19 protein-coding genes are annotated in these 22,158 nt (G+C 68.1%); 6 read left to right on the forward strand and 13 right to left on the reverse strand.

Annotated features, from left to right (window positions below; all coding sequences use genetic code 11):
- Positions 1 to 3: 3 nt before the first annotated feature.
- From LE190_RS00960 to LE190_RS00970, 3 genes are read right to left on the reverse strand one after another with little or no spacing between them, the layout of a single operon-like run.
- Complete coding sequence (locus LE190_RS00960) at positions 4 to 2,214, reverse strand: molybdopterin cofactor-binding domain-containing protein (RefSeq protein ID WP_225236967.1); 2,211 nt, start codon at positions 2,212 to 2,214, stop codon at positions 4 to 6.
- Positions 2,214 to 2,702, reverse strand: a complete 489-nt coding sequence (locus LE190_RS00965; protein WP_225236968.1) for a (2Fe-2S)-binding protein — start codon at positions 2,700 to 2,702, stop codon at positions 2,214 to 2,216. The genes LE190_RS00960 and LE190_RS00965 overlap by 1 nt, the downstream gene beginning before the upstream one ends.
- Entirely contained in the window at positions 2,699 to 4,012 is a 1,314-nt protein-coding gene (locus tag LE190_RS00970; protein ID WP_225236969.1) for a c-type cytochrome, read from the reverse strand. The genes LE190_RS00965 and LE190_RS00970 overlap by 4 nt, the downstream gene beginning before the upstream one ends.
- Before the next feature lie 80 nt (positions 4,013 to 4,092).
- Here LE190_RS00970 and LE190_RS00975 point away from each other — a divergent pair, with 80 nt between their 5' ends.
- On the forward strand, positions 4,093 to 4,437 hold the full coding sequence (locus LE190_RS00975; RefSeq protein WP_225236970.1) for a hypothetical protein: 345 nt from the start codon (positions 4,093 to 4,095) through the stop codon (positions 4,435 to 4,437).
- Positions 4,438 to 4,450: 13 nt separating this feature from the next.
- On the opposite strand, the gene lgt is transcribed toward LE190_RS00975, so the two are convergent.
- The 3 genes from lgt to LE190_RS00990 form a co-directional block, all read right to left on the reverse strand.
- Positions 4,451 to 5,260 carry a prolipoprotein diacylglyceryl transferase gene (lgt, locus tag LE190_RS00980; RefSeq protein ID WP_225236971.1) on the reverse strand — a complete coding sequence of 270 codons (810 nt, stop codon included), beginning with the start codon at positions 5,258 to 5,260 and terminating at the stop codon, positions 4,451 to 4,453.
- A gap of 19 nt (positions 5,261 to 5,279) precedes the next feature.
- Positions 5,280 to 6,170: a LysR family transcriptional regulator gene (locus LE190_RS00985; RefSeq protein WP_225236972.1), complete on the reverse strand. Its 891-nt coding sequence runs from the start codon at positions 6,168 to 6,170 to the stop codon at positions 5,280 to 5,282.
- Between the two features lie 87 nt (positions 6,171 to 6,257).
- On the reverse strand, positions 6,258 to 6,488 hold the full coding sequence (locus LE190_RS00990) for a hypothetical protein (RefSeq protein ID WP_225236973.1): 231 nt from the start codon (positions 6,486 to 6,488) through the stop codon (positions 6,258 to 6,260).
- Positions 6,489 to 6,675: 187 nt separating this feature from the next.
- Here LE190_RS00990 and LE190_RS00995 point away from each other — a divergent pair, with 187 nt between their 5' ends.
- The gene (locus LE190_RS00995; RefSeq protein WP_225236974.1) at positions 6,676 to 6,984 is read left to right on the forward strand and encodes a c-type cytochrome; all 309 of its coding nucleotides are present in this window, start codon (positions 6,676 to 6,678) and stop codon (positions 6,982 to 6,984) included.
- 92 nt (positions 6,985 to 7,076) lie between these two features.
- Here the strand turns inward: LE190_RS00995 and LE190_RS01000 are convergent, their stop codons facing one another.
- From LE190_RS01000 to folD, 6 genes are all read right to left on the reverse strand, one after another.
- Positions 7,077 to 7,802 (reverse strand): SIMPL domain-containing protein, encoded by a 726-nt coding sequence (locus LE190_RS01000; RefSeq protein WP_225236975.1) that lies wholly within the window; start codon positions 7,800 to 7,802, stop codon positions 7,077 to 7,079.
- A 156-nt stretch (positions 7,803 to 7,958) separates the two neighbouring features.
- On the reverse strand, positions 7,959 to 10,133 hold the full coding sequence (locus LE190_RS01005) for an NHL repeat-containing protein (protein ID WP_225236976.1): 2,175 nt from the start codon (positions 10,131 to 10,133) through the stop codon (positions 7,959 to 7,961).
- A gap of 86 nt (positions 10,134 to 10,219) precedes the next feature.
- Entirely contained in the window at positions 10,220 to 10,603 is a 384-nt protein-coding gene (locus tag LE190_RS01010; RefSeq protein WP_225236977.1) for a DUF2486 family protein, read from the reverse strand.
- Complete coding sequence (locus LE190_RS01015; RefSeq protein ID WP_225236978.1) at positions 10,600 to 11,025, reverse strand: DNA polymerase III subunit chi; 426 nt, start codon at positions 11,023 to 11,025, stop codon at positions 10,600 to 10,602. Before LE190_RS01015 ends, LE190_RS01010 begins: the two co-directional genes overlap by 4 nt.
- Entirely contained in the window at positions 11,022 to 13,124 is a 2,103-nt protein-coding gene (locus tag LE190_RS01020) for a M3 family metallopeptidase (protein ID WP_225236979.1), read from the reverse strand. The genes LE190_RS01015 and LE190_RS01020 overlap by 4 nt, the downstream gene beginning before the upstream one ends.
- Positions 13,125 to 13,140: 16 nt before the next feature.
- Complete coding sequence (gene folD, locus LE190_RS01025; RefSeq protein ID WP_225236980.1) at positions 13,141 to 14,049, reverse strand: bifunctional methylenetetrahydrofolate dehydrogenase/methenyltetrahydrofolate cyclohydrolase FolD; 909 nt, start codon at positions 14,047 to 14,049, stop codon at positions 13,141 to 13,143.
- 338 nt (positions 14,050 to 14,387) lie between these two features.
- On the opposite strand from folD, the gene aceE reads away from it, so the two are divergent.
- The 4 genes from aceE (at position 14,388) to LE190_RS01045 (ending at position 21,304) form a co-directional block, all read left to right on the forward strand.
- Positions 14,388 to 17,084, forward strand: coding sequence for a pyruvate dehydrogenase (acetyl-transferring), homodimeric type (aceE, locus tag LE190_RS01030; protein WP_225236981.1), 2,697 nt, complete (start codon positions 14,388 to 14,390; stop codon positions 17,082 to 17,084).
- Positions 17,085 to 17,162: 78 nt separating this feature from the next.
- A complete protein-coding gene (gene aceF / locus LE190_RS01035) occupies positions 17,163 to 18,836 on the forward strand; it encodes a dihydrolipoyllysine-residue acetyltransferase (protein WP_225236982.1) in 1,674 nt (557 codons plus the stop codon).
- A 12-nt stretch (positions 18,837 to 18,848) separates the two neighbouring features.
- Entirely contained in the window at positions 18,849 to 20,693 is a 1,845-nt protein-coding gene (lpdA, locus tag LE190_RS01040) for a dihydrolipoyl dehydrogenase (RefSeq protein ID WP_225236983.1), read from the forward strand.
- Between the two features lie 65 nt (positions 20,694 to 20,758).
- Positions 20,759 to 21,304, forward strand: coding sequence for a hypothetical protein (locus LE190_RS01045; protein ID WP_225236984.1), 546 nt, complete (start codon positions 20,759 to 20,761; stop codon positions 21,302 to 21,304).
- A 120-nt stretch (positions 21,305 to 21,424) separates the two neighbouring features.
- Here LE190_RS01045 and LE190_RS01050 read toward each other — a convergent pair whose 3' ends face one another.
- Complete coding sequence (locus LE190_RS01050; protein WP_229516837.1) at positions 21,425 to 22,141, reverse strand: LytR/AlgR family response regulator transcription factor; 717 nt, start codon at positions 22,139 to 22,141, stop codon at positions 21,425 to 21,427.
- Positions 22,142 to 22,158 lie beyond the last annotated feature (17 nt).

The following is a 22,158-nucleotide window of genomic DNA, read 5'->3' on the forward strand; positions in this document are numbered from 1 at the left end:
CGCCTAGGTAGCGAGGCGGCGCATGCGCGCCCGGTCGAGCGGCAGGTCGCGCACCCGCAGCCCGCAGGCGTCGGCTACCGCGTTCGCCAGCGCCGCCGCCGCCGGCCCCTGGGCCGCTTCGCCGGTGCCGAGGAAGGGCTGGCCGGGCTGGTCCACCAGGTGCACGCTGACGCGTTCCGGCACCCCGTCGAAGCGCAGGATCGGATAGCCGCCCCAGTCCAGGCTGGCCACCCGGCCGGCCTCGAAACGCACGCTTTCCAGCAGGGTCCAGCTGGCCGATTGCAGGATGCCGCCCTCGATCTGGTTGTGCACCCCGTCCGGGCTGACGACCTCGCCGCAGTCGACGGCGGCGTCGGCGCGCAGGATGCGCACGAAGCCGGTTTCCAGCGCCACCTCGACTTCCAGCGCCACGGCGCAGTAGGCGGCCGAATTCTTGTAGCGGGCAAAGGCGAAGCCGCGCCCGCGGCGCGGGTTGCGCCCGGTGCCGCGCCGGTAGCCGTTCCAGCCGAATTTGGCCGCCGCCAGCCGCACCACGGCGGCGGCGCGCGGGTCGTCCAGGTGGCGCAGGCGGAAGGCGACCGGATCGGCGTTCGCCGCGCGCGCCAGCTCGTCCATGAAGCTCTCGATCGCGAACACGTTGCAATAGGCGCCCAGCGAACGCAGCGCCGAGGTGCGCAGCGGGCCAGCCGGCTGGAAGCGGTGCGTCACGCGCGCGTTCGGCAGCGCGTAATACGGAATCGCGTTGCGGTCGCCGCCGCCGTCGGGCTGCGGGATCGGTTTCGGCAGGGGCGGGGCGAAGGGGCGCGCCAGCAGGGTGGCGGGGAGCAGGTTGCCGGCGCGGCCGGGGCGGGTGGCATGGGCCTGGCTCCAGACCTCGTACTGCCAGTCGGCGATCCTGCCGTCCGCCCCCAGCGTGGCGGCGACATCGGCCACCATCGCCGGGCCGCAGGGTTCCCAGCCATGTTCGTCCTCGCGCATCCACTGCACCCGCACCGGCACGTCCGGGAAGACGCGCGCCAGCAGGGCCGCGTCGGCCGCGGCGTCGTCGGCGCCGTTGTGGCCATAGCAGCCGGCACCCTCGGCATGGATGCAGCGGATCGACGCCTCGGCGGTGTCGAGCAGCTCGGCCAGGGCGCGCCGCAGCGGAAACACGCCCTGGGCATGGGTCCAGACCGTATAGCGGCCGCCCTCGCGCAGGGCGATCGCGCACGAGGGGCCGAGCGAGGCGTGCAGCTGGTAGGGACGGGTGTAGGTGGCGCGCAGGGTGCGGCCGGGCGCGCCCGCGGCGCCACGCGCCAGCACCTGCCGTGGCTGGGCGGGCAGGCTGCGTACCAGCGCCGCGATGTCGCCGGGCTGCGCGGCCGGCGCCGGCAGTTCCCAGCGCGCCGCCTGCGCCAGCGCTTTCGCCGCCTTCACCGCGCGGTATTCCTCGTCGGCGATCACGGCCAGGAAGCGGCCGTCGCGCACCACCTCTAGCACACCCGTCATGCGCGCCACCGCACCGGTGTCGACGCCGAGCAGGCGTGCGCCGGGCGCGGGCGGCCGCACCACGCGGCCATGCACCATGGCCGGCATGCGGATGTCCTGGATATACGCCAGCTGGCCTTTCAGCTTGCCCGGCAGGTCGACCCGCGGCAGCGTGGCGCCGATCCAGCGCCGTGCGTTCGCCATGCGCGGCGGCAGGGCGGCGCTGGCGCGCAGGTGCTGGTCGCCCCCCGCCACCAGTTCGCCGAAACTCACGCGCCGGCCATCGGGTGCGCGGAACACGCTGTTGTCCTGCGCCAGCGCGGCGGCGCCCACCTGCAGGCGCGCCGCCGCCCGCTCGTGCAGCAGGGCGCGCAGCTGGGCGCAGGCGTGGCGCAGCGCGGTGGCGCTGTCCTGCATCGAGTGGCTGCCGGCGGTATAGCCTTCGTCCGGCGTGCGTTCGGTGTCGGCCGTGATCAGGACCAGGCGCCCGGGATCGATCTGCAGCTCGTGCGCCGCCACCTGCAGCAGCGCGGTCTTGATGCCCTGGCCAAGTTCCGCTTTTCCAGTGAAGACGGTGACGCGGTTGTCGGCGCCCACCCGCACCCAGGCGTCGAGCAAGGGGGTGTCGGCCAGGCTGCCCGGCGCGCCCGGCGCGGCCTGCAGGGGAATGACGAAGGACAGGGTCAGCCCGCCGCCGGCGGCCAGGAAGCGGCGCCGTCCCGGATGCGCAGTAGAGGACGCGCGCATCAGTAGTTCCGGATCGGCTGGGCCGCCAGCACGTCTGCGGCGCGGCGCACGGCGCGCAGGATGCGCAGGTGGCTGCCGCAGCGGCACAGGTTCGGCTGCATCCAGCTGCGGATCTGGGCATCGGTGGGCGAAGCGACCTGCTCGAACAGGGCGGTGGCGCGCATGACCATGCCGGCGATGCAGTAGCCGCACTGGCCCGCCTGCTCGTCGAGGAAGGCCTGCTGCAGCACCGAACTCGGTACCCAGCGCGTGCCGCCCGATTCCACCGTGCGCACGGCGCGGCTGCCCACCAGCGCCACCGGCACCAGGCAGGACATGACCGCCTCCTTGTCGAGCATGACGGTGCAGGCGCCGCACTGGCCCAGGCCGCAGCCGAACTTGGCGCCATTGAGTTTCAGGTCGTTGCGCAGCACGTACAGCAGGGGTGTGTCGGGATCGACCTCGACGCTGTGCGGCTTGCCGTTGACCTGCAGCTGGAACCTGCTCATGGCGTTCTCCTGTTCTTGACCGCATCCTCGAGCCCGGGCCAGGGTTCGGCGCCGGCACCGTAGCGCCGCAGGTAGGCGGCCAGCGCGGTCAGCTGGGCGTCGCCGAGCACCGTGGCGAAGCCCGGCATGACGCGTCCCGCTTCGCCGGCCGGCGGCGCGATGCCGCCGTGGACGATGTGCAGCAGGCTGCGCGGGTCCGGGTCGTACAGCGCCACCGCCTGCTGCAGCCGGAGCGCCGCGCCCGAGCTGGCGCCGCGGCTCCCGTCGTGTGTCGCTTCGTGGCAGCTGGCGCAGGCCATGGTGTAGGTAGTGTAGCCGAGCCGCATACGCGCCAGGTCGGGGTCGTCGTCCCTGGGCGGGGGCAGGCTGGCGGCCTGCCGCGCCGGGGTGGCGCGCGCCGGCGCCTGCGCCAGGTAGCCGTGGATGTAGGTGGCGATGGCGGCGACGTCCTGCGGCGGCGCCTCGGCCAGTTCGCGTACCACGGCCTGCATCGGGCCGCCCGCGATGGCGTGCCCCGTTGCGCTGCCGCTGCGCAGGTAATCCAGCAGCTGGGCGCGGGTCCAGGGCATGGGCGAAGGCGAGCGCGCATTCAGCGCCGGCGCATACCAGTCGCCGCTCTCGCCGCCATCGAGGTGGCGGCCGAGGTCGAGGGCGCCGAGCGCGCCGCGCGGCGTGTGGCAGGCGCCGCAATGGGAGAGGGCATTGGCAAGGTAGGCGCCGCGCTGCCAGTCGGCCGGCTTGCTCGTGTCGGCCGCCCAGGGCGAGGTGTCGAGGTAGAGCAGATTCCAGAATGTGAGCAGCGGGCGGTAGCCGAAGGGAAAGCGCAGCCGGTTCTCGCGCGCGGGCGCCGCCACGGCCGGACGGGTCATCAGGTAGGCGTACAGGGCCTGCATGTCGTCCTGGGCCAGGCGGGTGTAGTGCGGATAGGGAAAGGCCGGATACAGCAGGTGGCCGTCGCGCGCCACGCCCTCGCGCATCGCGCGTTCGAAGGCGGCGTAGCTCCAGGTGCCGATGCCGGTGCCTGCATCGGGCGTGATGTTGGCGCCGTGGATGGTGCCGAAGGGCGTCTGCAGGGCCACGCCGCCGGCCAGCGGGCGGGCCGGATCGCGCGTGTGGCACGAGGCGCACATGCCGAGCCGCGCCAGCGCGGCGCCGCGCGCGACCAGCGCGGTGTCGAAACGGGCAGGCGCGACCGGAACCGGTTGCAGCGCCGGGCGCCACATGAGGAAACCGGCCGCCAGCGCCAGCAGCAGCGGAACCAGCGCCGCCAGCCACCATCGGTACCGCCGCCTGCGTGCCGGCTGCTTCATGTGTTCCGCTTTCCTCGCTTGCTGACGACGCCCGGAGCATACCATGCGCTGCCCCCGTGGCGCGGTGGTATGCTGGCGCCATGACTACCGATTCCGACATCATGCTGTCCGGCCCGTTCCAGGCCACCGATGGCAAGGGCCGTACGCTCGACGTGAAGGCGATCCGCATCTTCGACGAGGGCTACGGGATCATCGACGTGTACGCCGATTTCAAGGACCGGCTGGAGCCAGGCGCCTACAAGGACACGGCCCTGCTGCGCCAGCTGGTCGAGCGCCTGCGCGCCCTCGGCTACAAGGGCCCGGACTTCGGCCACGGCGACCCCGGCCTGCAGGAAAGCCGCACCATCGTGCTCGAGGCGCCGGAGGAATTCACCGCGTTTGCCAAGAGCCGCGGCTGGAAGAACCTGGCCGAGGATTTCGACTAGGCTCGGCCAGGAGTCAGGCGTGGGCCGGGCGTCCGTCCGGCTGGCGGTAAGACCAGGCCAGCATGACGAGGGCGCCGACGATCATCGGCAGCGACAGCATCTGGCCCGACGTGATGGGCAGGCCGAGCACGCACACTTCCCAGTCCGGCACCCGGAAGTACTCGGTGATGAAGCGCGCGCAGCCGTACAGCAGGGTGAACATGGCGCCCACCGCCAGCCGCGGGCGTTGCTTGCGCGCGTACGGCCACAGGATCAGGAAGACGACGATCCCGTCCAGCAGCATCTGGTACAGGGGCGAGGGATGGCGCGGTCCTTCCACGCCCGGCCACAGCATGGCCCAGGGCAGGCCGGGGTCGGCCAGGCGGCCCGGCAGTTCGGCATTGATGAAGTTGCCCAGGCGCCCGGCGGCATAGCCGAGCGGCACCATGGGGGCGATGAAGTCGTACACGTCGAGCAGGTTGCGCTTCGACTTGCGCGCCCATAGCGCCATCGCCACCAGCACGCCCAGGAAGCCGCCGTGGAAGGACATGCCGCCGCGCCAGACCATGAAGATCTCGAGCGGATGCTGGAGGAAGTAGAGCGGCTGGTAGAACAGCACTTCGCCCAGGCGGCCGCCCAGGATCACGCCCAGCATGCCGTAGAACAGCATGTCGTCCAGGTCTTCGGCCTTCCAGCCCTGGGCCGCGATGTGCGGCTGGCGCAGGCGCACGCGGCCCAGGATCAGGAACAGGGCGAAGGCCACCACGTACATCAGGCCATACCAGTGGATCTGCACCGGCCCGATGGCGAAGGCGATGGGGTCCGGTTGCGGATGAATCAGCATAGGAATCGGTCTTTCGAGTTCAGTCTGTCGTCAGGAGGTCGAGGAAACCCTGGAGCACGGGCGAGGCGTTGTCGCGGCGCCAGGCCAGGCCGGTCTCGGCCAGCGGCGTGGGGTCGGACAGGGCGCGGTATTCCACGCCGGCGCGCATCAGGTTCGACACGGATTGTGGCACAAGTGCCAATCCCATGCCGCCGGAGACCAGGCTGACGATGGTCTGCATCTGCAGCGCTTCCTGGCCGATGACCGGGGTGATGCCGGCGGCGCGGAAGCAGCCGAGGATGGCGTCGTGCAGTGCCGGCGCGGCGGCGCGCGGGAAAATCACCAGCGGCAGCGGCGGCAGGTCGCGCAGCGCCACCGGGCCGGCGCGGCGCAGGGCAGGCAGGCCGGCCGGGGCGCACAGGATCAGCGGCTCTTCGAGCAGCTTGCGGTAGGCCAGCGCGCCGTCCAGCCCCGCCAGCGGCGGGATCACGAAACCGGCGTCGATGCGGCCCTGCAGCAGGTCGGCGGCCTGCACGTCGGAAGTCGCTTCGCGCAGCACCAGCTGCACCGCCGGACAAGCGCCGCGGTAGCGCTGCAGGATCGCGGGCAGCACGCTGTAGTCGGCGGTGGAGACGAAGGACAGGGTCAGGCGGCCCGCCCTGCCGTCGGCGGCGCGGCGCACCAGGTCGGGCAGGGCGCCGGCGTCGTCCAGGATGCGGCGCGCTTCCGGCAGCAGCGCGTTGCCGGCCGCGGTGAGCGCCACCTGGCGCCGGCTGCGCAGGAACAGCGGCGCGCCCAGCAGCTCTTCCAGGCCGGCGATGCTTTGCGAAAGCGGCGGCTGGGTCATGTGCAGGCGCTCGGCGGCGCGGCCGAAATGCAGTTCCTCGGCCACCGTGACGAAATGGCGCAGCTGGCGAAGTTCGAGTTTCATCGATACGCCTGGCGTATTAAATAACATGGAATGATATGCGAAACATATCACATTCGGCATTGAACATGCCGACGGGGCGCGCTTGCCTCAGCCGCGGCGGCGCTTGACGAAGGCCTGCTTGACCCGGGCCGCGCGGTGGCGCTGGAGCACTTCATGGGCCTTCTTCTTGTCCAGCCCGAGCAACTTCTCGATGAACTCGAACCAGACGAAGGCGAACACCATGAGCCCGCCGATCACCCACCAGGACAGGTCGGCAAAGCGCCATACCTCGAACAGGCGCAGGCCGCACAGGGCGGCAATCAACAGGATCAGCGGCATGAAAGGAGTCCTCCAGACGCCATCTTACAAAGAAAACGGTTTCCATGTGGAAAAATCCGTTATGCTGTGTGGATTCGTCAACATCTTGAAACCTGCATGAAGCTGTTAGCGGCGTTACAGAGTGTATCCCCGCTGGAACCTGCGGAAATTCGCGGTAGAATGAATTCGTTATAAATTGGAGAAACAAATGAAACGGTCTTTGTTGTTGTGTGTGGTGATGTCGGCCTTTGCGTCCACCAGCGCGTTTGCACAAGCCGACCTGGCGAAAGCCAAGAACTGCATGGCTTGCCATACGGTAGCCACCAAGCTCGTCGGTCCTTCCTATAAGGACGTCGCTGCCAAGTATGCCGGCCAGAAAGGCGCCGAAGACAAACTGGTGCAGAAGGTCATGAAGGGCGGCGCAGGCGCCTGGGGCCCAGTGCCGATGCCGGCCAACCCGCAGGTGAGCGAGGCCGAAGCCCGCAGCCTGGTGAAATGGGTACTGGTGCAGAAATAATTTCGCGTTCGCTGAACAAGGCGCGCCTGCGTGAGCATGCGCGCTTTTTTTTGGCCGGACGCAGCGCACCACGGCACCAGGCAGGGGCGGTATTACTTGCCTGCGCCGATCCGGTAGATCACGTCGACGTTTTGCGCCAGCCGCATCGCCTGGACCAGCGCCATCTCCCCGTGCGGCTTGTTGCGCCGGCCGGCGGGAATGCGCGCATTGGCATCGTTTGCCAGCCCCATCGCCTGGGTCAGGTTCTTCAGCGGCGCCAGCGACACGCCGGTCGCCGGTCCCAGCTTTGCCCCGACCCCGCGCGCGATGTCCTGCGCCTTGAGCCTGGCCTTGGCCAGCGCCTGTGCCAGCAGCTCCGCTTCGATCTTGTCGCGGTCGCTACGGTTGAAGGCGACCGCCAGCGATTCGACGTCCTTCAAGACGAGCAGGCCGCGCAGCAGGGGCGTCCACTGGCCCAGGTCGCGCACGGTGAGGTGCAGCGAGACCCTGGTTTCCATCGGCTGCCCCTGGCCGTCCGGCGCAGCGTCGAGCTTGCGCGGGCGGCGCACGACGTCCTGCACGAAGACATCTTCCGGCGCGACCCCATGCTGGGCGAACAGGGCGCGGCTGGCCTCGAGCCGCTCGTTGATGAACCTGAGGGCGAGCTCGGCATCGGGTTCGAGCGAGACCAGGTCGATGTCGATCTCGCCGACGTCGGGCATCAGGTACTGGTCGGCGCTGGCGCTGACGTGGATGAAGGGGTGGTTGGGCAGGTCGGCCGCCATGCCGGGCAGGGCGGCAGCGGCCAGCAGCAGGGCTGCGGCGAATCGTTCGAGCATGGGCGCTCCAGGTGGTGGGGGATGCCCCGACAATAAATTATCTAGACATGCATGTCTAGAAAATCCCGCGCCCGCCACTGCATTTATGCCAGCGTCATGAAAGCCCCGGCCCGGGCACCGCGGCAGCGGCCGGCCGCGCCGTGTTCCGGTCCCGGCTCACTCGATGACGAGGGCCAGGTCGCGGCCTTCGAGCGCCACCTGGCCGGCGTAGTCGGCGGCGTGGATGCGCAGGATATACTCGCCCGGCGCGATGCCGCCCAGCTGCCAGCTGCCGGTCTGGACCTCGCCATCGCGCAGGCGGCTGTGCAGCGCGTAGGCGAACTGGGTCGCCTTGCTGCCATAGACCGTGATGCCGCTGTTGGGCGCATAGACGGCCTTCACCGCCTCCGGATTGCGCGGCAGGCGGTCATATACCTGGGTGATCACGGGCCGCTCGTAGCCGGGCAGGGGAGTGCCATCGGCGCGCAGCAGCTGGTAGCCGAGCTGGTACAGGCCAAGGCGGCGCCGCGCCAGGTTGCCATCCACCTGGTCGTAGGCATCGACCACGATGTTCACCTCGCCCAGCGCGCGCGGCACGCGCAGGCGCTTGTCCGGTACCGGGTGCTTGCGCGTGCCCGCGGGCGGGCGCAGGCGCTTGCCGGTGGCGTCGAACAGCGCGATGCTGTTGATGCGCGGCGCGACCGTGTCGGTGAAGCCCACGAAAGGAAGGCTGAGCGGATTGACCACCGCGCCGCCCTGGTAGTAATCGAGATGGACGTGGGCCATCGCATTGATGGTGCCGAGCGGGTCGCCGACGGCGAAGCGGGTACCGCGCGGCACCCGCACGCGCTCGGCCCTGGCGCGCGCCGTGTCGCCCTGCGCCGTCAGGACCCGGAAGCGCGGGTCGAGCGGCCGGCCGCGGGAATCGCGCCCGACGCGCATGTGGATGTACGAGAGCGGCCCGATGCTGATCCCTTCGCTGAGCGAATCGAAGCCCCAGTTGGCATACGGGTCCGACACCTTGGCCGGCAGCACGGCGAGCACCTGCGCGCCGACGTCGGCGCGCACATCCAGCCCTGCGTGGAAGTGGTCGCGGCTGTCGCCGTTGTAGCTGCCGCGCACCTCGCCCATCACGCCGACCACTTCATGCGCCATGTCCTGCGGCCCCACCGGCCAGGGCATCGGCGCCGTACGCTCGATGGCGACCGGCCGCGGCCTGGCGGGGACCGCTTCGCCCGGGCGCGGGCGCGACAGGCGGTGCAGGCGGTGGGCCTGGGCATCGGCCACCACCAGGCTGCCGTCGCGTGCGACCGCAATGCCGCGCGGGCCGTACAGCTGCACGGTGCCGTCAGGGCCGAAGCCGTCGCCGGAGGCGGGCAGGTCGGCGTCCGGCAGCGGACGCAAGTCGCCTTCGGGCGTGCGCTGCAGGATGCGCCCGCCGGAATTGGCGGCGATGTACAGGTAGCCGTCGCGGGTGAGGGCCAGCCCGACCGGGCGCCGCAGCGCCGGGCGGCGCTCGCCCTCGGCGGGAGCGGCGATGGTCGTCACCGTGCCGTCGGCGGCGATGCGGCGGATCGCGTTGTTGCCGGTGTCGGCCACGTAGAGCGTGCCATCGGCCGCCACCGCGATGGCGCTCGGGGTGTCGAAGCTGGCGGCCGCGCCAATGCCGTCGGCGTAGCCCGGCCTGCCGCTGCCGGCGACCGTGGCCACGCTGCCGTCGCGGCCGATGCGGCGGATGCGGTCGTTGTAGGTGTCGGCCACGTAGACGATGCCGGCGTCGTCCACCGCCAGCCCGACCGGACCGTTGAAGCCGGCCGCGCGGCCAATGCCATCCTGGTCTCCCGGTGCGCCGCTGCCGGCCAGCGTGGTGACCGTGCCGTCTTGCGTGATCTTGCGGATCGCGTGGTTGCCGGTGTCGGCCACGTACAGGTTGCCTTCGTGGTCGAAGGCCAGCGCGGATGGGGTGTGGAAGGCGGCTGCGCCGCCCTTGCCGTCGGCGAAGCCTTCCGCGCCGCCGGCGAAGGTGGCCACCGTCCCGTCCCGCGCGATGCTGCGGATGCGGTTGCTGTCGCCGGCGTCGGCCACGTAGACCTTGCCGTGGCGGTCGAGGGCCACGCCGAAGGGATCGTCGAAGCGGCTCCCCGCGGCCGGGCCATCGACGGCGCCGGGAATGCCGTCGCCGGCCAGCGTCGTGATGCGGGCCGGCCAGAACGGCACGGTCTTCGCCGCTTTCGGCGTCAGCACGGCGAGCGCGCCAGGCTGGCGCTCGATGCTGCCGGTGAAGTAGAGGACGGCGCCGACAATGGCGACGCCCGCGCCGGCAAGCGCGGCGATCAGGGTCTTTCGGTTCACAACGGCCTGGATGGTGGATTGCAGAGCTTGCAATCTTAACGGATACCCGTGAACCCCGTCGTACGCCGGTTGACGGGGGGCGGAGTCTATTTGCCCAGTGCTTTCACATGTTCGAGCTCCTGGCTCACCGCCTGGCTGACGATCTCGCCCAGGGCGTGATGCAAGCCGTCGCGCAGATCGGCGGTGAAGACTTCCAGGGTGCGCTGCATGGCGTCGGCCATGGCGTCGCGCACGCGCTGCTCGAGCACGAAGTCGACCCGGCCCTGCAGCTGCTGCAGCACGCGCTCGGTGACGCGGCGTTCCAGCACGCTCCACTCCTCGCCGGTCCAGCGCTCGGTCGCGCGGCGTTCAAGCTGCTCGGCGGCCGGCGGTGGCGCGGCGGCGGCCGGGGCGGATGCCGGAGCCACCGGTTCGACGACGACTTCGGTCAGTACCGGGATGCTGGTGTCGAACGCGGCGTTCTGGCTCATGGCTGTCCTGCGACGAAGTGGGTCAGGGGATAGTTCTGCTTCTTGTAGGCGACGTAGCGCTGGCGTCCGGCCGCGGCGTCCTCCTCGTCGGACGAGATGATCTCGAATACCCGCGCGTAGCGGTCCAGCGTGGCCGGCGTGCGGCGCGTGAGGTTGACCAGCATCTCGTGGTGCGGCAGCGTGGCGCCTTCGTCGGCGGTGACGATCACCGGCGTCTCGCCGGCCAGCGGGTCGCCGGCCAGCACGTGCGGGATGAAGTCGGTGTCCGACAGCGTCCACAGCGCCGCGTCCAGCGCCTCGGCCTGGGCGGCGTCCTCGGCCAGCAGTACCAGCCTGGCCTTCGACCCGTAGGCCTTGCGTGCCAGGCGGCAGGCGTAGGCCAGCTTGTCCGGCACGTTGGTGTGGAAGTCGATGCGCGTCATGGGGCGGCGTGGTCCTGGTGCATGCCGCTATGGCGCAGCAGCGCATCGATCGAGGGCTCGCGGCCACGGAAGGCGCGGAACGATTCCAGCGCCGGACGCGAGCCGCCCACCGCCAGGATCTCGCGCTGGAAGCGCTTGCCCGTTTCCTGCAGCTGGCCGGAGTCGAGCGCCTCTTCAAAAGCCGCGTAGGCGTCGGCGGACAGCACCTCGGCCCACTTGTAGCTGTAGTAGCCGGCCGCATAGCCGCCCGAGAAGATGTGGCCGAACGAGTGCTGGAAGCGGTTGAAGGACGGCGGGATCATCACCGAGAACTGCTTGCGGATGCCGTCGATCAGCTCCTGCACCGTGCGCTCGGCCTGCGGATCGAAGTCGTAGTGCAGGTGCATGTCGATCAGCGAGAACTCCACCTGGCGCAGGGTCATCATCCCGGACTGGAAGTTCTTCGCCGCGATCATCTTGTCGTAGAGCTGGCGCGGCAGCGGCTCGCCGGTCTTCACGTGCGCCGTCATTCTCTGCAGCTTGTCCCACTCCCAGCAGAAGTTCTCCATGAACTGCGAAGGCAGCTCCACCGCATCCCATTCCACGCCCGAGATGCCCGATACCGACAGCTCCTCGACTTCGGTCAGCATGTGGTGCAGACCGTGGCCGAATTCGTGGAACAGGGTGATGACTTCGTCGTGCGTGAACAGCGAGGGCTGCCGCTTGCCGTCCACCACCGCCGGCGGCGTGAAGTTGCAGGTGAGGTAGGCGATCGGGGTCTGCACGATGCCGCCGATCGTCACCCGGCGGCCGCGCGCGTCGTCCATCCAGGCGCCCTGGTTCTTGCCTTCGCGCGCGTACAGGTCGAGGTAGAACTGGCCGACCAGCTGCCGCCCTTGTTCACCCTCGCGCTCGATGCGGAAGAAGCGCGCGTCCGGATGCCATACCGGCGCCTCGTCCGCCTTGATCTCCACGTTGAACAGCTCCTGGATGACGGTGAACAGGCCCTGCACCACCTTCGGCTCCGGGAAGTATTCCTTCACTTCCTTCTCGGAGAAGGCATAGCGCTGCTCGCGCAGCTTTTCCGAGGCGTAGGCCACGTCCCAGGACTGCAGCTCATCGATGCCGAGTTCGTCGCGGGCAAAGGCACGCAGCTCGTCCAGGTCCTTCTCGGCGAAGGGGCGGGCGCGGCGCGCCAGGTCTTCCAGGAACTCGACCACATGCTGCGGGCTTTCCGCCATCTTCGGCACCAGCGAAACCTCGGCGAAGTTGGCGTAGTCGAGCAGCCGGGCTTCTTCATGGCGCAGCTGCAGGAGCTTGACGATGTTGGCGGTGTTGTCCCACTCGGCGGCCTTGCTGAACATGGCGCCGGCGTCGGAAGCCTTGGTGGCGCTGGCGCGGTAGATCGTTTCGCGCAAGGCGCGGTTGTCGCAGAACTGCAGCACCGGGTAGTAGGACGGGAAGTGCAGGCTGAACTGCCATCCGGCCTTGCCATCCTTCTCGGCCGAAGCGCGGGCAGCAAGCCGGACGTCCTCCGGGATGCCCGACAGTTCTTCTTCGCTCTCGACCAGCAGCTTGTAGTCGTTGGTGGCGTCCAGCACGTTCTGCGAGAAGCGGGTGGAGGTTGCGGACTGCTGTTCCTGGATCTCGGCGAAGCGCTGCTTCTTGTCCTCGGGCAGTTCGGCGCCCCCCAGGCGGAAGTCGCGCAGCGCGTTCTCGACGATGCGCTTGCGCGCCGGGCTCAGGCTGTCGTACTCGCTGCTGGCGCGCAGCTGCCTGTACTTGGCGAACAGCGCCTCGTTCTGGCCGATCGAGGTCCAGAACTCGATGACCTTCGGCTGGTTCTCGTTGTACGCGGCGCGCAGCTCGGGCGTGTCGGCCACGTGGTTCAGGTGGTTGACCACGCCCCAGGCGCGGCCCAGGCGCTCGGTGGCTTCCTCGAGCGGCACCACGAAGCTGTCCCAGCTGACTTTGTCGCCGGGCGCTTCCAGTTTGGCCACGACCTCGGCCGCATCCTTGATGAGTTGCTCGATGGCCGGGGTGACGTGCTCCGGCTTGACCAGGTCGAACCGGGTCAGGCCCGAGAAGTCGAGGAGGGGATTGCTGGTATCGATGGTCATGGCTTTCCTTATGGGTTCAGGCCACGCCGGGCTTCGGTTCCATGCCCGTCGCCTGGCTGGGGCAGTGTTGGCTACTGGAGTGCACACGTTCTGCGGACTCCACGGTGTTCATCAACAACATGGTGATCGTCATCGGACCGACGCCGCCCGGCACCGGGGTGATGTGCGACGCGACTTCTGCTACGGCGGCGTAATCCACGTCGCCGCACAGCTTGCCGGCGTCGTCGCGGTTCATGCCGACGTCGATCACGACCGCGCCCGGCTTGACCATGTCTGCCGTGAGGGTATTGCGGCGGCCGACGGCGGCGACCACCACGTCGGCCTGGCGGGTGTGGTAGGCCAGGTCTGGCGTCGCGCTATGGCAGATGGTGACGGTGGCGTTGGCTTGCAAGAGCAGCAGGGCCATCGGCTTGCCGACCGTGTTCGAACGCCCGATCACGACGGCGTGCTTGCCGCGCAGGTCGATGCCGGTGGTTTCGATCAGCTTCATGCAGCCATACGGCGTGCAGGGGCGAAAGCCCGGCAGGTTGGCGACCAGTTCGCCGGCCGACAGCACCGAATAGCCGTCCACGTCCTTGCTGGTGGCAATGGCTTCGATGACCTTGCTCGGATCGATGTGCTTCGGCAGCGGCATCTGCACCAGGATGCCATGGATGGCCGGGTCGGCATTCAGGGCGGCGATCCGGTCGAGCAGGGCGGCTTCGGACAGGTCGGCGTCATACTTTTCCAGCTTTGACAAGAAGCCCACGTCGCCGCAGGCCTTGACCTTGTTGCGCACGTAGACGTGGCTCGCCGGGTCCTCGCCGACCAGGATCACGGCCAGGCCGGGCTGGCGGCCTTCGGCGCTCAGCCTGGCGGCGCGCTGGGCGATCTCGCCACGCAGTTGTTGGGAAAGGAGGACTCCGTCGATATTCTGGGCTGGCATGGTTTGACTCACGGCTAGGCAAAAATGAAATTATAAGGCGCCTGCCCCATATCGCGCGCCGCGAGCGCCGAAGCATTGTCATATTTGACCGGCCGTCGGGTGTGCGGCCTTGCCATGCGCGCGTCCGGCAAGCCCATGCATGAGCGCGGCGCCTACCTTCTGCAATGTGCACTTGCAGCACGAGATTTTGCATTATGAAACGACATATCGCAATTTGAAAAAGCCAAAGCCCGCTGGTAGAATCGAACGGTTTATTTTCAGACATGTGAAATTTCACCAAAATCGCCACCAGCCAGGCTAGGGACAGGGTGGGGCGCCAATTCTTAGGAGACGCATTAATGTCAGCTCAACTCGACCAGTTGACGGCACAAGCTGCCAACGACCCCGACACCATCGAAACCCAGGAATGGCTGGATGCGCTGGAAGCGGTGATCGAACACGAAGGCACCGAGCGCGCCCACTACCTGATGGAGCGCATGGTGGACCTGGCGCGCCGCCGCGGCGCCCATGTGCCCTTCTCCAGCAACACCGCCTACGTAAACACCATCCCGGCCCACCTGAACGTGAACAGCCCGGGCAACCTCGAATACGAAGAGCGCCTGCGCTCCTGGATGCGCTGGAACGCGATGGCGATGGTGGTCAAGGCCAACCGCGCCGACGGCGACCTGGGCGGCCACATCTCTTCCTTCGCCTCGCTGGCCAACATGCTGGGCACCGGCTTCAACCACTTCTGGCACGCACCCACCGAAGACCATGGCGGCGACCTGCTGTACATCCAGGGCCACTCCTCGCCCGGCATCTACGCGCGCGCCTTCCTCGAAGGCCGCATCACCGAAGAGCAGCTGCTGAACTTCCGCCGCGAAGTCGACGGCAAGGGCCTGTCCTCGTATCCGCACCCGAAACTGATGCCGGACTTCTGGCAGTTCCCGACCGTGTCGATGGGCCTGGGCCCCTTGATGGCGATCTACCAGGCGCGCTTCCTGAAGTACCTGCATGCGCGCGGCATCGCCAAGACCGACAACCGCAAGGTCTGGGTATTCTGCGGCGACGGCGAGATGGACGAGCCGGAATCGATGGGCGCGATCGGCATGGCCGCGCGCGAACGCCTCGACAACCTGGTCATGGTCGTCAACTGCAACCTGCAGCGCCTGGACGGCCCGGTGCGCGGCAACGGCAAGATCATCCAGGAACTGGAAGCGGACTTCCGCGGCGCCGGCTGGAACGTGGTCAAGGTCATCTGGGGCTCGCAGTGGGATGCCCTGCTGTCGAAGGACAAGGACGGCATCCTGCAGCGCGTGATGATGGAAACCGTCGACGGCGAATACCAGAACTACAAGGCCAAGGATGGCGCCTACGTGCGCAAGCACTTCTTCGGCAAGCACCCGGAGCTGCTCAAGATGGTCGCCAACATGAGCGACGACGACATCTGGCGCCTGACCCGCGGCGGCCACGACCCGCACAAGATCTACGCCGCCTTCAAGAACGCGCAGGAGAACAAGGGCACGCCGACCGTGCTGCTGGTGAAGACCGTCAAGGGCTTCGGCATGGGCAAGTCGGGCGAGGCGCGCAACACCGCGCACCAGACCAAGAAGCTGGACGACGCCGCCATCCGCGAGATGCGCGACCGCTTCAATATCCCTATTCCCGACGACAAGCTGGCCGAGATCCCGTTCTTCAAGCCGGCCGACGATGCGCCGGAAATGCAGTACCTGCACGAGCGCCGCAAGGCCCTGGGCGGCTACCTGCCGCAGCGCCGCGCCAAGGCCGATGAAGCCTTGAGCGTGCCGCCGCTGGAGACCTTCAAGGCCGTGCTCGAGCCGACCGCGGAAGGCCGCGAGATCTCGACCACGCAATCGTATGTGCGCGTGCTCACCAGCCTGCTGAAGGACCCGAGCATCGGCCAGCGCATCGTGCCGATCCTGGTCGACGAATCGCGGACCTTCGGCATGGAAGGCCTGTTCCGCCAGATCGGCATCTTCAACCAGCAGGGCCAGCTGTACGAGCCGGTCGACCGCGACCAGGTCATGTACTACCGCGAAGACAAGGCCGGCCAGATCCTGCAGGAAGGCATCAACGAAGCGGGCGGCATGAGCTCGTGGATCGCCGCGGCGACCTCGTACTCGTCGAACAACCGCACCATGATCCCGTTCTACACCTTCTACTCGATGTTCGGCATGCAGCGTGTGGGCGACCTGGTCTGGCTGGCGGGCGACATCCGTGCGCGCGGCTTCCTGATGGGCGGCACCGCCGGCCGCACCACGCTCAACGGCGAAGGCCTGCAGCACGAGGACGGCCACAGCCACATCATCGCCGCCACGGTCCCGAACTGCATCCCTTACGACCCGACTTTCGGGCACGAGGTGGCGGTGATCATCCAGGATGGCCTGCGCCGCATGGTGCAGGAGCAGGAGGATGTGTTCTACTACATCACCATCATGAACGAGAACTATGCCCACCCGGGCCTTAAAGCCGGCCAGGAAGAGGGCATCCTCAAGGGCATGTACCTGCTGCAGGAAGGCCAGAAGGAAGCGGCCAACCGCGTCCAGCTGATCGGCTGCGGCACCATCCTGCGCGAGTCGATCGCGGCAAGCGAGCTCCTGCAGAACGACTGGGGCGTGGCCGCCGACGTGTGGTCGGCCCCGTCGCTCACGCTGCTGGCGCGCGACGGCCAGGATTGCGAGCGCTGGAACATGGTCAACCCGGACGCCGAGCAGCGCGTGCCCTACGTGACCTCGCTGATGCAGGCTACCAGCGGCCCGATCGTCGCGACCACCGACTACATGCGCCTGTTCGCCGAGCAGATCCGCGCCTTCATGCCGAAGGACCGTAGCTATAAAGTGCTGGGCACCGACGGCTTCGGCCGCTCGGATTCGCGCGTCAAGCTGCGCGAGTTCTTCGAAGTGAACCGCTACTACATCACGGTGGCCTCGCTGCGCGCGCTGGCCGACGAGGGCAAGATCGACCGTGCTATCGTCTCGCAGGCGATCCAGAAGTACGGCATCGACCAGAACAAGCCGAATCCTGTGACCGTGTAAATGCTCAGGTCCGCCGTTCCCGCAGCGCGGGGACGGCGACTTAAGCGCTAACTCAAAAGAACAAACGGAGCTAACACTATGAGCATTGTGGAAGTCAAAGTCCCCGACATCGGCGACTTCAAGGAAGTCGAAGTCATCGAGCTGCTGGTCAAGCCGGGCGACACGATCAAGGTCGACCAGTCGCTCGTGACCGTCGAGTCGGACAAGGCGAGCATGGAAATCCCGTCGAGCCACGCCGGTGTCGTGAAAGAAATCAAGGTAAAGGTCGGCGACAAGGTGGCCGAAGGTTCGCTCGTGCTGCTGCTGGAAGCGGCGGGCGATGCGGCCGCACCGGCTGCACCGGATGCCGCCACTGCGCCGGCCGCCGCCGCGCCTGCCGCCGAAGCCGCGCCCGCCCCTACAGCAGCCCCTGCCGCCGCCCCTGCAGCCGCACCGGCTGGCGCCGCCGCCATCGTCGAAGTCACCGTGCCCGACATCGGCGACTTCAAGGAAGTCGAAGTCATCGAACTCCTGGTCAAGCCGGGCGACCAGGTCAAGGTCGACCAGTCGCTGATCACGGTCGAGTCGGACAAGGCGAGCATGGAGATTCCATCCAGCCACGCCGGTACCGTCAAGGAAGTCAAGGTGAAGGTCGGCGACAAGGTCGCCAAGGGTTCGCTGGTGCTGCTGGTCGAGTCGACTGGCGGCGCGGCCGCTCCCGCAGCTCCCGCCGCAGCCGCTGCCGCGCCAGCCGCTGCTGCGCCGGCCGCATCGTCGGCACCGGCTCCTGCTCCGGCTGCCCCGGCCGCAGCGCCGGCGCCAGCCCAGGGCGCCACCGGTTCGAAGGCCCACGCTTCGCCGTCGATCCGCAAGTTCGCGCGCGAACTGGGCGTGGACCTCGGCCGCGTGCCGGGCACCGGTCCGAAAGGGCGCATCACCCAGCTGGACGTCCAGAACTTCGTCAAGGGCGTGATGGCCGCCGGTCCGGCAGCGAGCGCGCCTGCGCCAGCCGGCGGTGCGGGAGGCGGCATGCAAGTGCTGGCCTGGCCGTCGCTGGACTTCTCGAAGTTCGGCCCCACCGAAACCGTGGCCCTGCCGCGCATCAAGAAGATCTCCGGCCCGAACCTGCACCGCAACTGGGTCATGATCCCGCACGTCACCCACTTCGAGGATGCCGACGTCACCGACCTGGAACAGTTCCGCGTCGATTCGAACGCCGCGCTGGCCAAGCAGAAGTCGACCGTCAAGCTCACCATGCTGGCCTTCGTCATCAAGGCATCCGTTGCCGCGCTGAAGAAGTTCCCGCAATTTAATTCGTCGCTGTCGGAAGACGGCGCCAGCCTGATCGTCAAGCAGTACTACAACATCGGTTTCGCGGCCGACACCCCGAACGGCCTGGTGGTACCGGTCGTGAAGGATGCGGACAAGAAGACGATCTCGCAGATCGCCGTCGAAATGGGCGAACTCTCGGCGCAGGCGCGCGACGGCAAGCTGTCGCCGAGCGCGATGCAGGGCGCGACGTTTACCATCTCGTCGCTGGGCGGCATCGGTGGCACGGCCTTCACGCCGATCATCAATGCGCCGGAAGTGGCGATCCTGGGCCTGTCGAAGTCGGCGATGAAGCCGGTGTGGGACGGCTCCGCCTTCCAGCCGCGCCTGATGCTGCCGCTGTCGCTGTCCTACGACCACCGCGTGATCGATGGCGCCGGCGCCGCGCGCTTCGCCGCCTACCTGGCCGACGTCCTGGCCGACCTGCGCAAGACCCTTCTGTAAGGAGCCACCGGTATGAGCACTGTTGAAGTGAAGGTTCCGAACATCGGCGACTTCAAGGACGTCGAAGTCATCGAGCTGCTGGTAAAGCCGGGCGACACCATCAAGGTCGACCAGTCGCTGGTCACCGTCGAATCGGACAAGGCCAGCATGGAGATCCCGTCGACGCACGCCGGCGTGGTCAAGGAAATCCAGGTGAAGGTCGGCGACAAGGTGAACGAAGGTTCGCTGCTGCTGATGGTCGAGGAAGCGGGCGCCGCTGCGGCACCGGCGGTACCGAGCGCCGACGCCAAGCCTGCAGCCCAGATCGGCGCGCAGGCCGTGGCGCCGACCGCTGCCGCGGCTCCGACCGACTCGTATGCACCAGCGCACCCGGCGCCGGCCGCCACGCCAGGCGCCGCCCCGGCCCCGGGCGCGGCCAGCTACAGCGGCCCGGTCGACATCGAATGCGACATGATGGTGCTGGGCGCCGGCCCTGGCGGCTACTCGGCCGCCTTCCGCGCGGCGGACCTGGGCATGAACACCGTGCTGGTCGAGAAGTACGCGACCCTGGGCGGCGTGTGCCTGAACGTGGGCTGCATCCCGTCCAAGGCGTTGCTGCACGTGGCGCACATCATGGACGAGACCGCGCACATGGCCGACCTGGGCGTGAGCTTCGCCGCACCTAGCGTCGACATCGACAAGCTGCGCGCCTACAAGGATGGCGTGATCAAGAAGATGACCGGCGGCCTGAACTTCATGGCCAAGGCGCGCAAGGTCAATGTGGTGCAGGGCGTGGGCAGTTTTCTTTCCCCGAACCACATCGAGGTCACTGGAGCCGACGGTGCGAAGAAGGTCATCAAGTTCGCCAAGGCGATCATCGCCGCCGGTTCCTCCGTGGTGAAGCTGCCCTTCGTGCCGGAAGATCCGCGCATCGTCGACTCCACCGGCGCGCTGGAACTGCGCCAGGTGCCCAAGCGCATGCTGGTCATCGGCGGCGGCATCATCGGCCTGGAAATGGCGACCGTGTACTCGACCCTGGGTGCGCGCATCGACGTGGTCGAGATGATGGACGGCCTGATGCAGGGCGCCGACCGCGAGGCCGTCAAGGTCTGGCAGAAGTACAACGCGCACCGCTTCGACAACATCATGTTGAAGACCAAGACCGTCGGCGTGGAAGCGCTGCCGGAAGGGATCAAGGTCTCGTTCGAAGCGGCGGAAGCCGGCGCTACCGCGCCTGAGCCGCAGCTGTACGACCTGGTGCTGGTGGCCGTGGGCCGCAGCCCGAACGGCAAGAAGATCGCCGCCGAGAAGGCCGGCGTGGCAGTGACCGACCGCGGCTTCATCGGCGTGGACGGCCAGATGCGCACCAACGTGCCGCACATCTTCGCCATCGGCGACCTGGTGGGCCAGCCGATGCTGGCGCACAAGGCGGTGCACGAAGCACACGTGGCGGCCGAGGCGGCGCACGGCGAGAAGGCATATTTCGATGCCAAGGTGATCCCGTCGGTGGCCTATACCGATCCGGAAGTGGCGTGGGTCGGCCTGACCGAGGACGAAGCCAAGCAGAAAGGCATCGCGGTCGAGAAGGGCCACTTCCCGTGGAACGCCAGCGGCCGCGCGGTCGCCAACGGCCGCGACGAGGGCTTCACCAAGCTGCTGTTCGACGCCGAGACCAAGCGCATCATCGTCGGCACCATCGTCGGCACCAATGCCGGCGACATGATCGGCGAAGTTGCGCTGGCGATCGAGATGGGCGCGGACGGCGTGGACATCGGCAAGACCATCCACCCGCACCCGACCCTGGGCGAGTCGATCGGCATGGCGGCGGAAGCCTACAAGGGCGTCTGCACCGACCTGCCGCCGGCGCGCAAGAAGTGAGCGCCGGCTGAACACAGCAAAACGGGACCATCGTCATGGTCCCGTTTTTTTTGAATGGACGCAGCATGAACAAGCACTACTCCCCAGCCCTGGCGCAGAAGATGGCCGGACTCCTTGCAGAGCAAGGCCATTTCGGCGCATCCGGCGACATCCTGTCCTGGGAGGATCAGAGCGACCGCCGCCAGTACACGGTCGTCTATCCTTGCGAGTTCGACGACATGGCCCGTTTGATCTTCACGCTGCCGACGATCACCAGGAACATCTATGTCACGGTGAGCGATGGCGATGCGGTGCTGGTGAGGCGGGTGCTCGGCACAGCCGAGAGCCAGGAGCTGGAGGCCGGTATCGTGCCTGGAAACGTGCTGCTGCTGGACGATCCCCGGCTGGCGGCGCACGGCATCCGCGGCGTGATCTTCCTGCTCTCGAACCTGTTCAACTGCCTGGACAACCTGCCGGCCGCGATCGCGTGTGATGGCGAGACATACCCTGTCCTCAGCGTCGCTTTCCTGACCGGGGAAGAGCACCGGATCTGGAAGGAAGCAGGACACGACGCCCTGATGGACCACTGGGCGGCTGCCGGCAAGGACCTGATCGCGTTCGGACGCGCCTAGCCTGCACGGCCATGCCGTCTCGCCTGTAGCGGCTTGTTCCCGCTGCTGGTCAAGGAATGGAGCTGCTTGCCCCTCAGTGGAAGTGCGCAAGCCCGGACAAGGGCCGGCCTCGCGCCGGGCTTACATCTGCCTGAACAGATCCACGTAGTTCCGGCTCACCACCAGCTGCTCGTCGCGTCCCTTGAGCCGCACGTGCAGGCGTCCCCGGAAGTCGGTGCGGGTGCCGGCCACGTGCCGGGCCGCCACGATCACGCCGCGGTGGATCTGCCAGAACTGCTGTGCATCGAGCTGTTCCTTCAGCCTGCTCAGCGGCGTGCGGATCAGGCATTCGCCGTCCGCCAGGAAAACGCTGGTGTACTTGTCGTTGCTCTGGAAGTAGATCACTTCGTCGATCGCCACCAGCCGCGTCTCCTGTCCCCTGGCAGCCCGGATCCACTGCAGGGGAGCGGGCGCTGGCGTGGCCACGCCGAGCTGGCGGAGCAGGGCCGCCAAAGCATCGGACGTCGCCGCCGGGACAGGCGCGGCCAAGGCCTCCTTCAGTCGCGCGACGGTGCGCCCGAGCCGTTCCAGGCCGATCGGCTTGAGCAGGTAGTCGAAGGCCGCGTGCTCGAAGGCCTGCAGCGTGTAGTGTTCGTAGGCGGTGGTAAACACCACCCGCGGCGGACGCGCACCCTGGCACAGGCGCGCCGCCAGCTCGATGCCGTTCAGGCCCGGCATCTGGATGTCGAGGAAGACCACCTGCGGCGCCAGTTCGTCGATCAGCGCCAGCGCCTGGATGCCGTTGGCGGCGCGGGTGACGCGCAATGCGGGCCAGGCGGCGGCGAGCTGGGTTTGCAAGTAGTCGAGCAGGTGCG

Source organism: Massilia hydrophila (assembly GCF_020208145.1).
In the GTDB taxonomy this organism is placed as follows: domain Bacteria; phylum Pseudomonadota; class Gammaproteobacteria; order Burkholderiales; family Burkholderiaceae_D; genus Telluria; species Telluria hydrophila.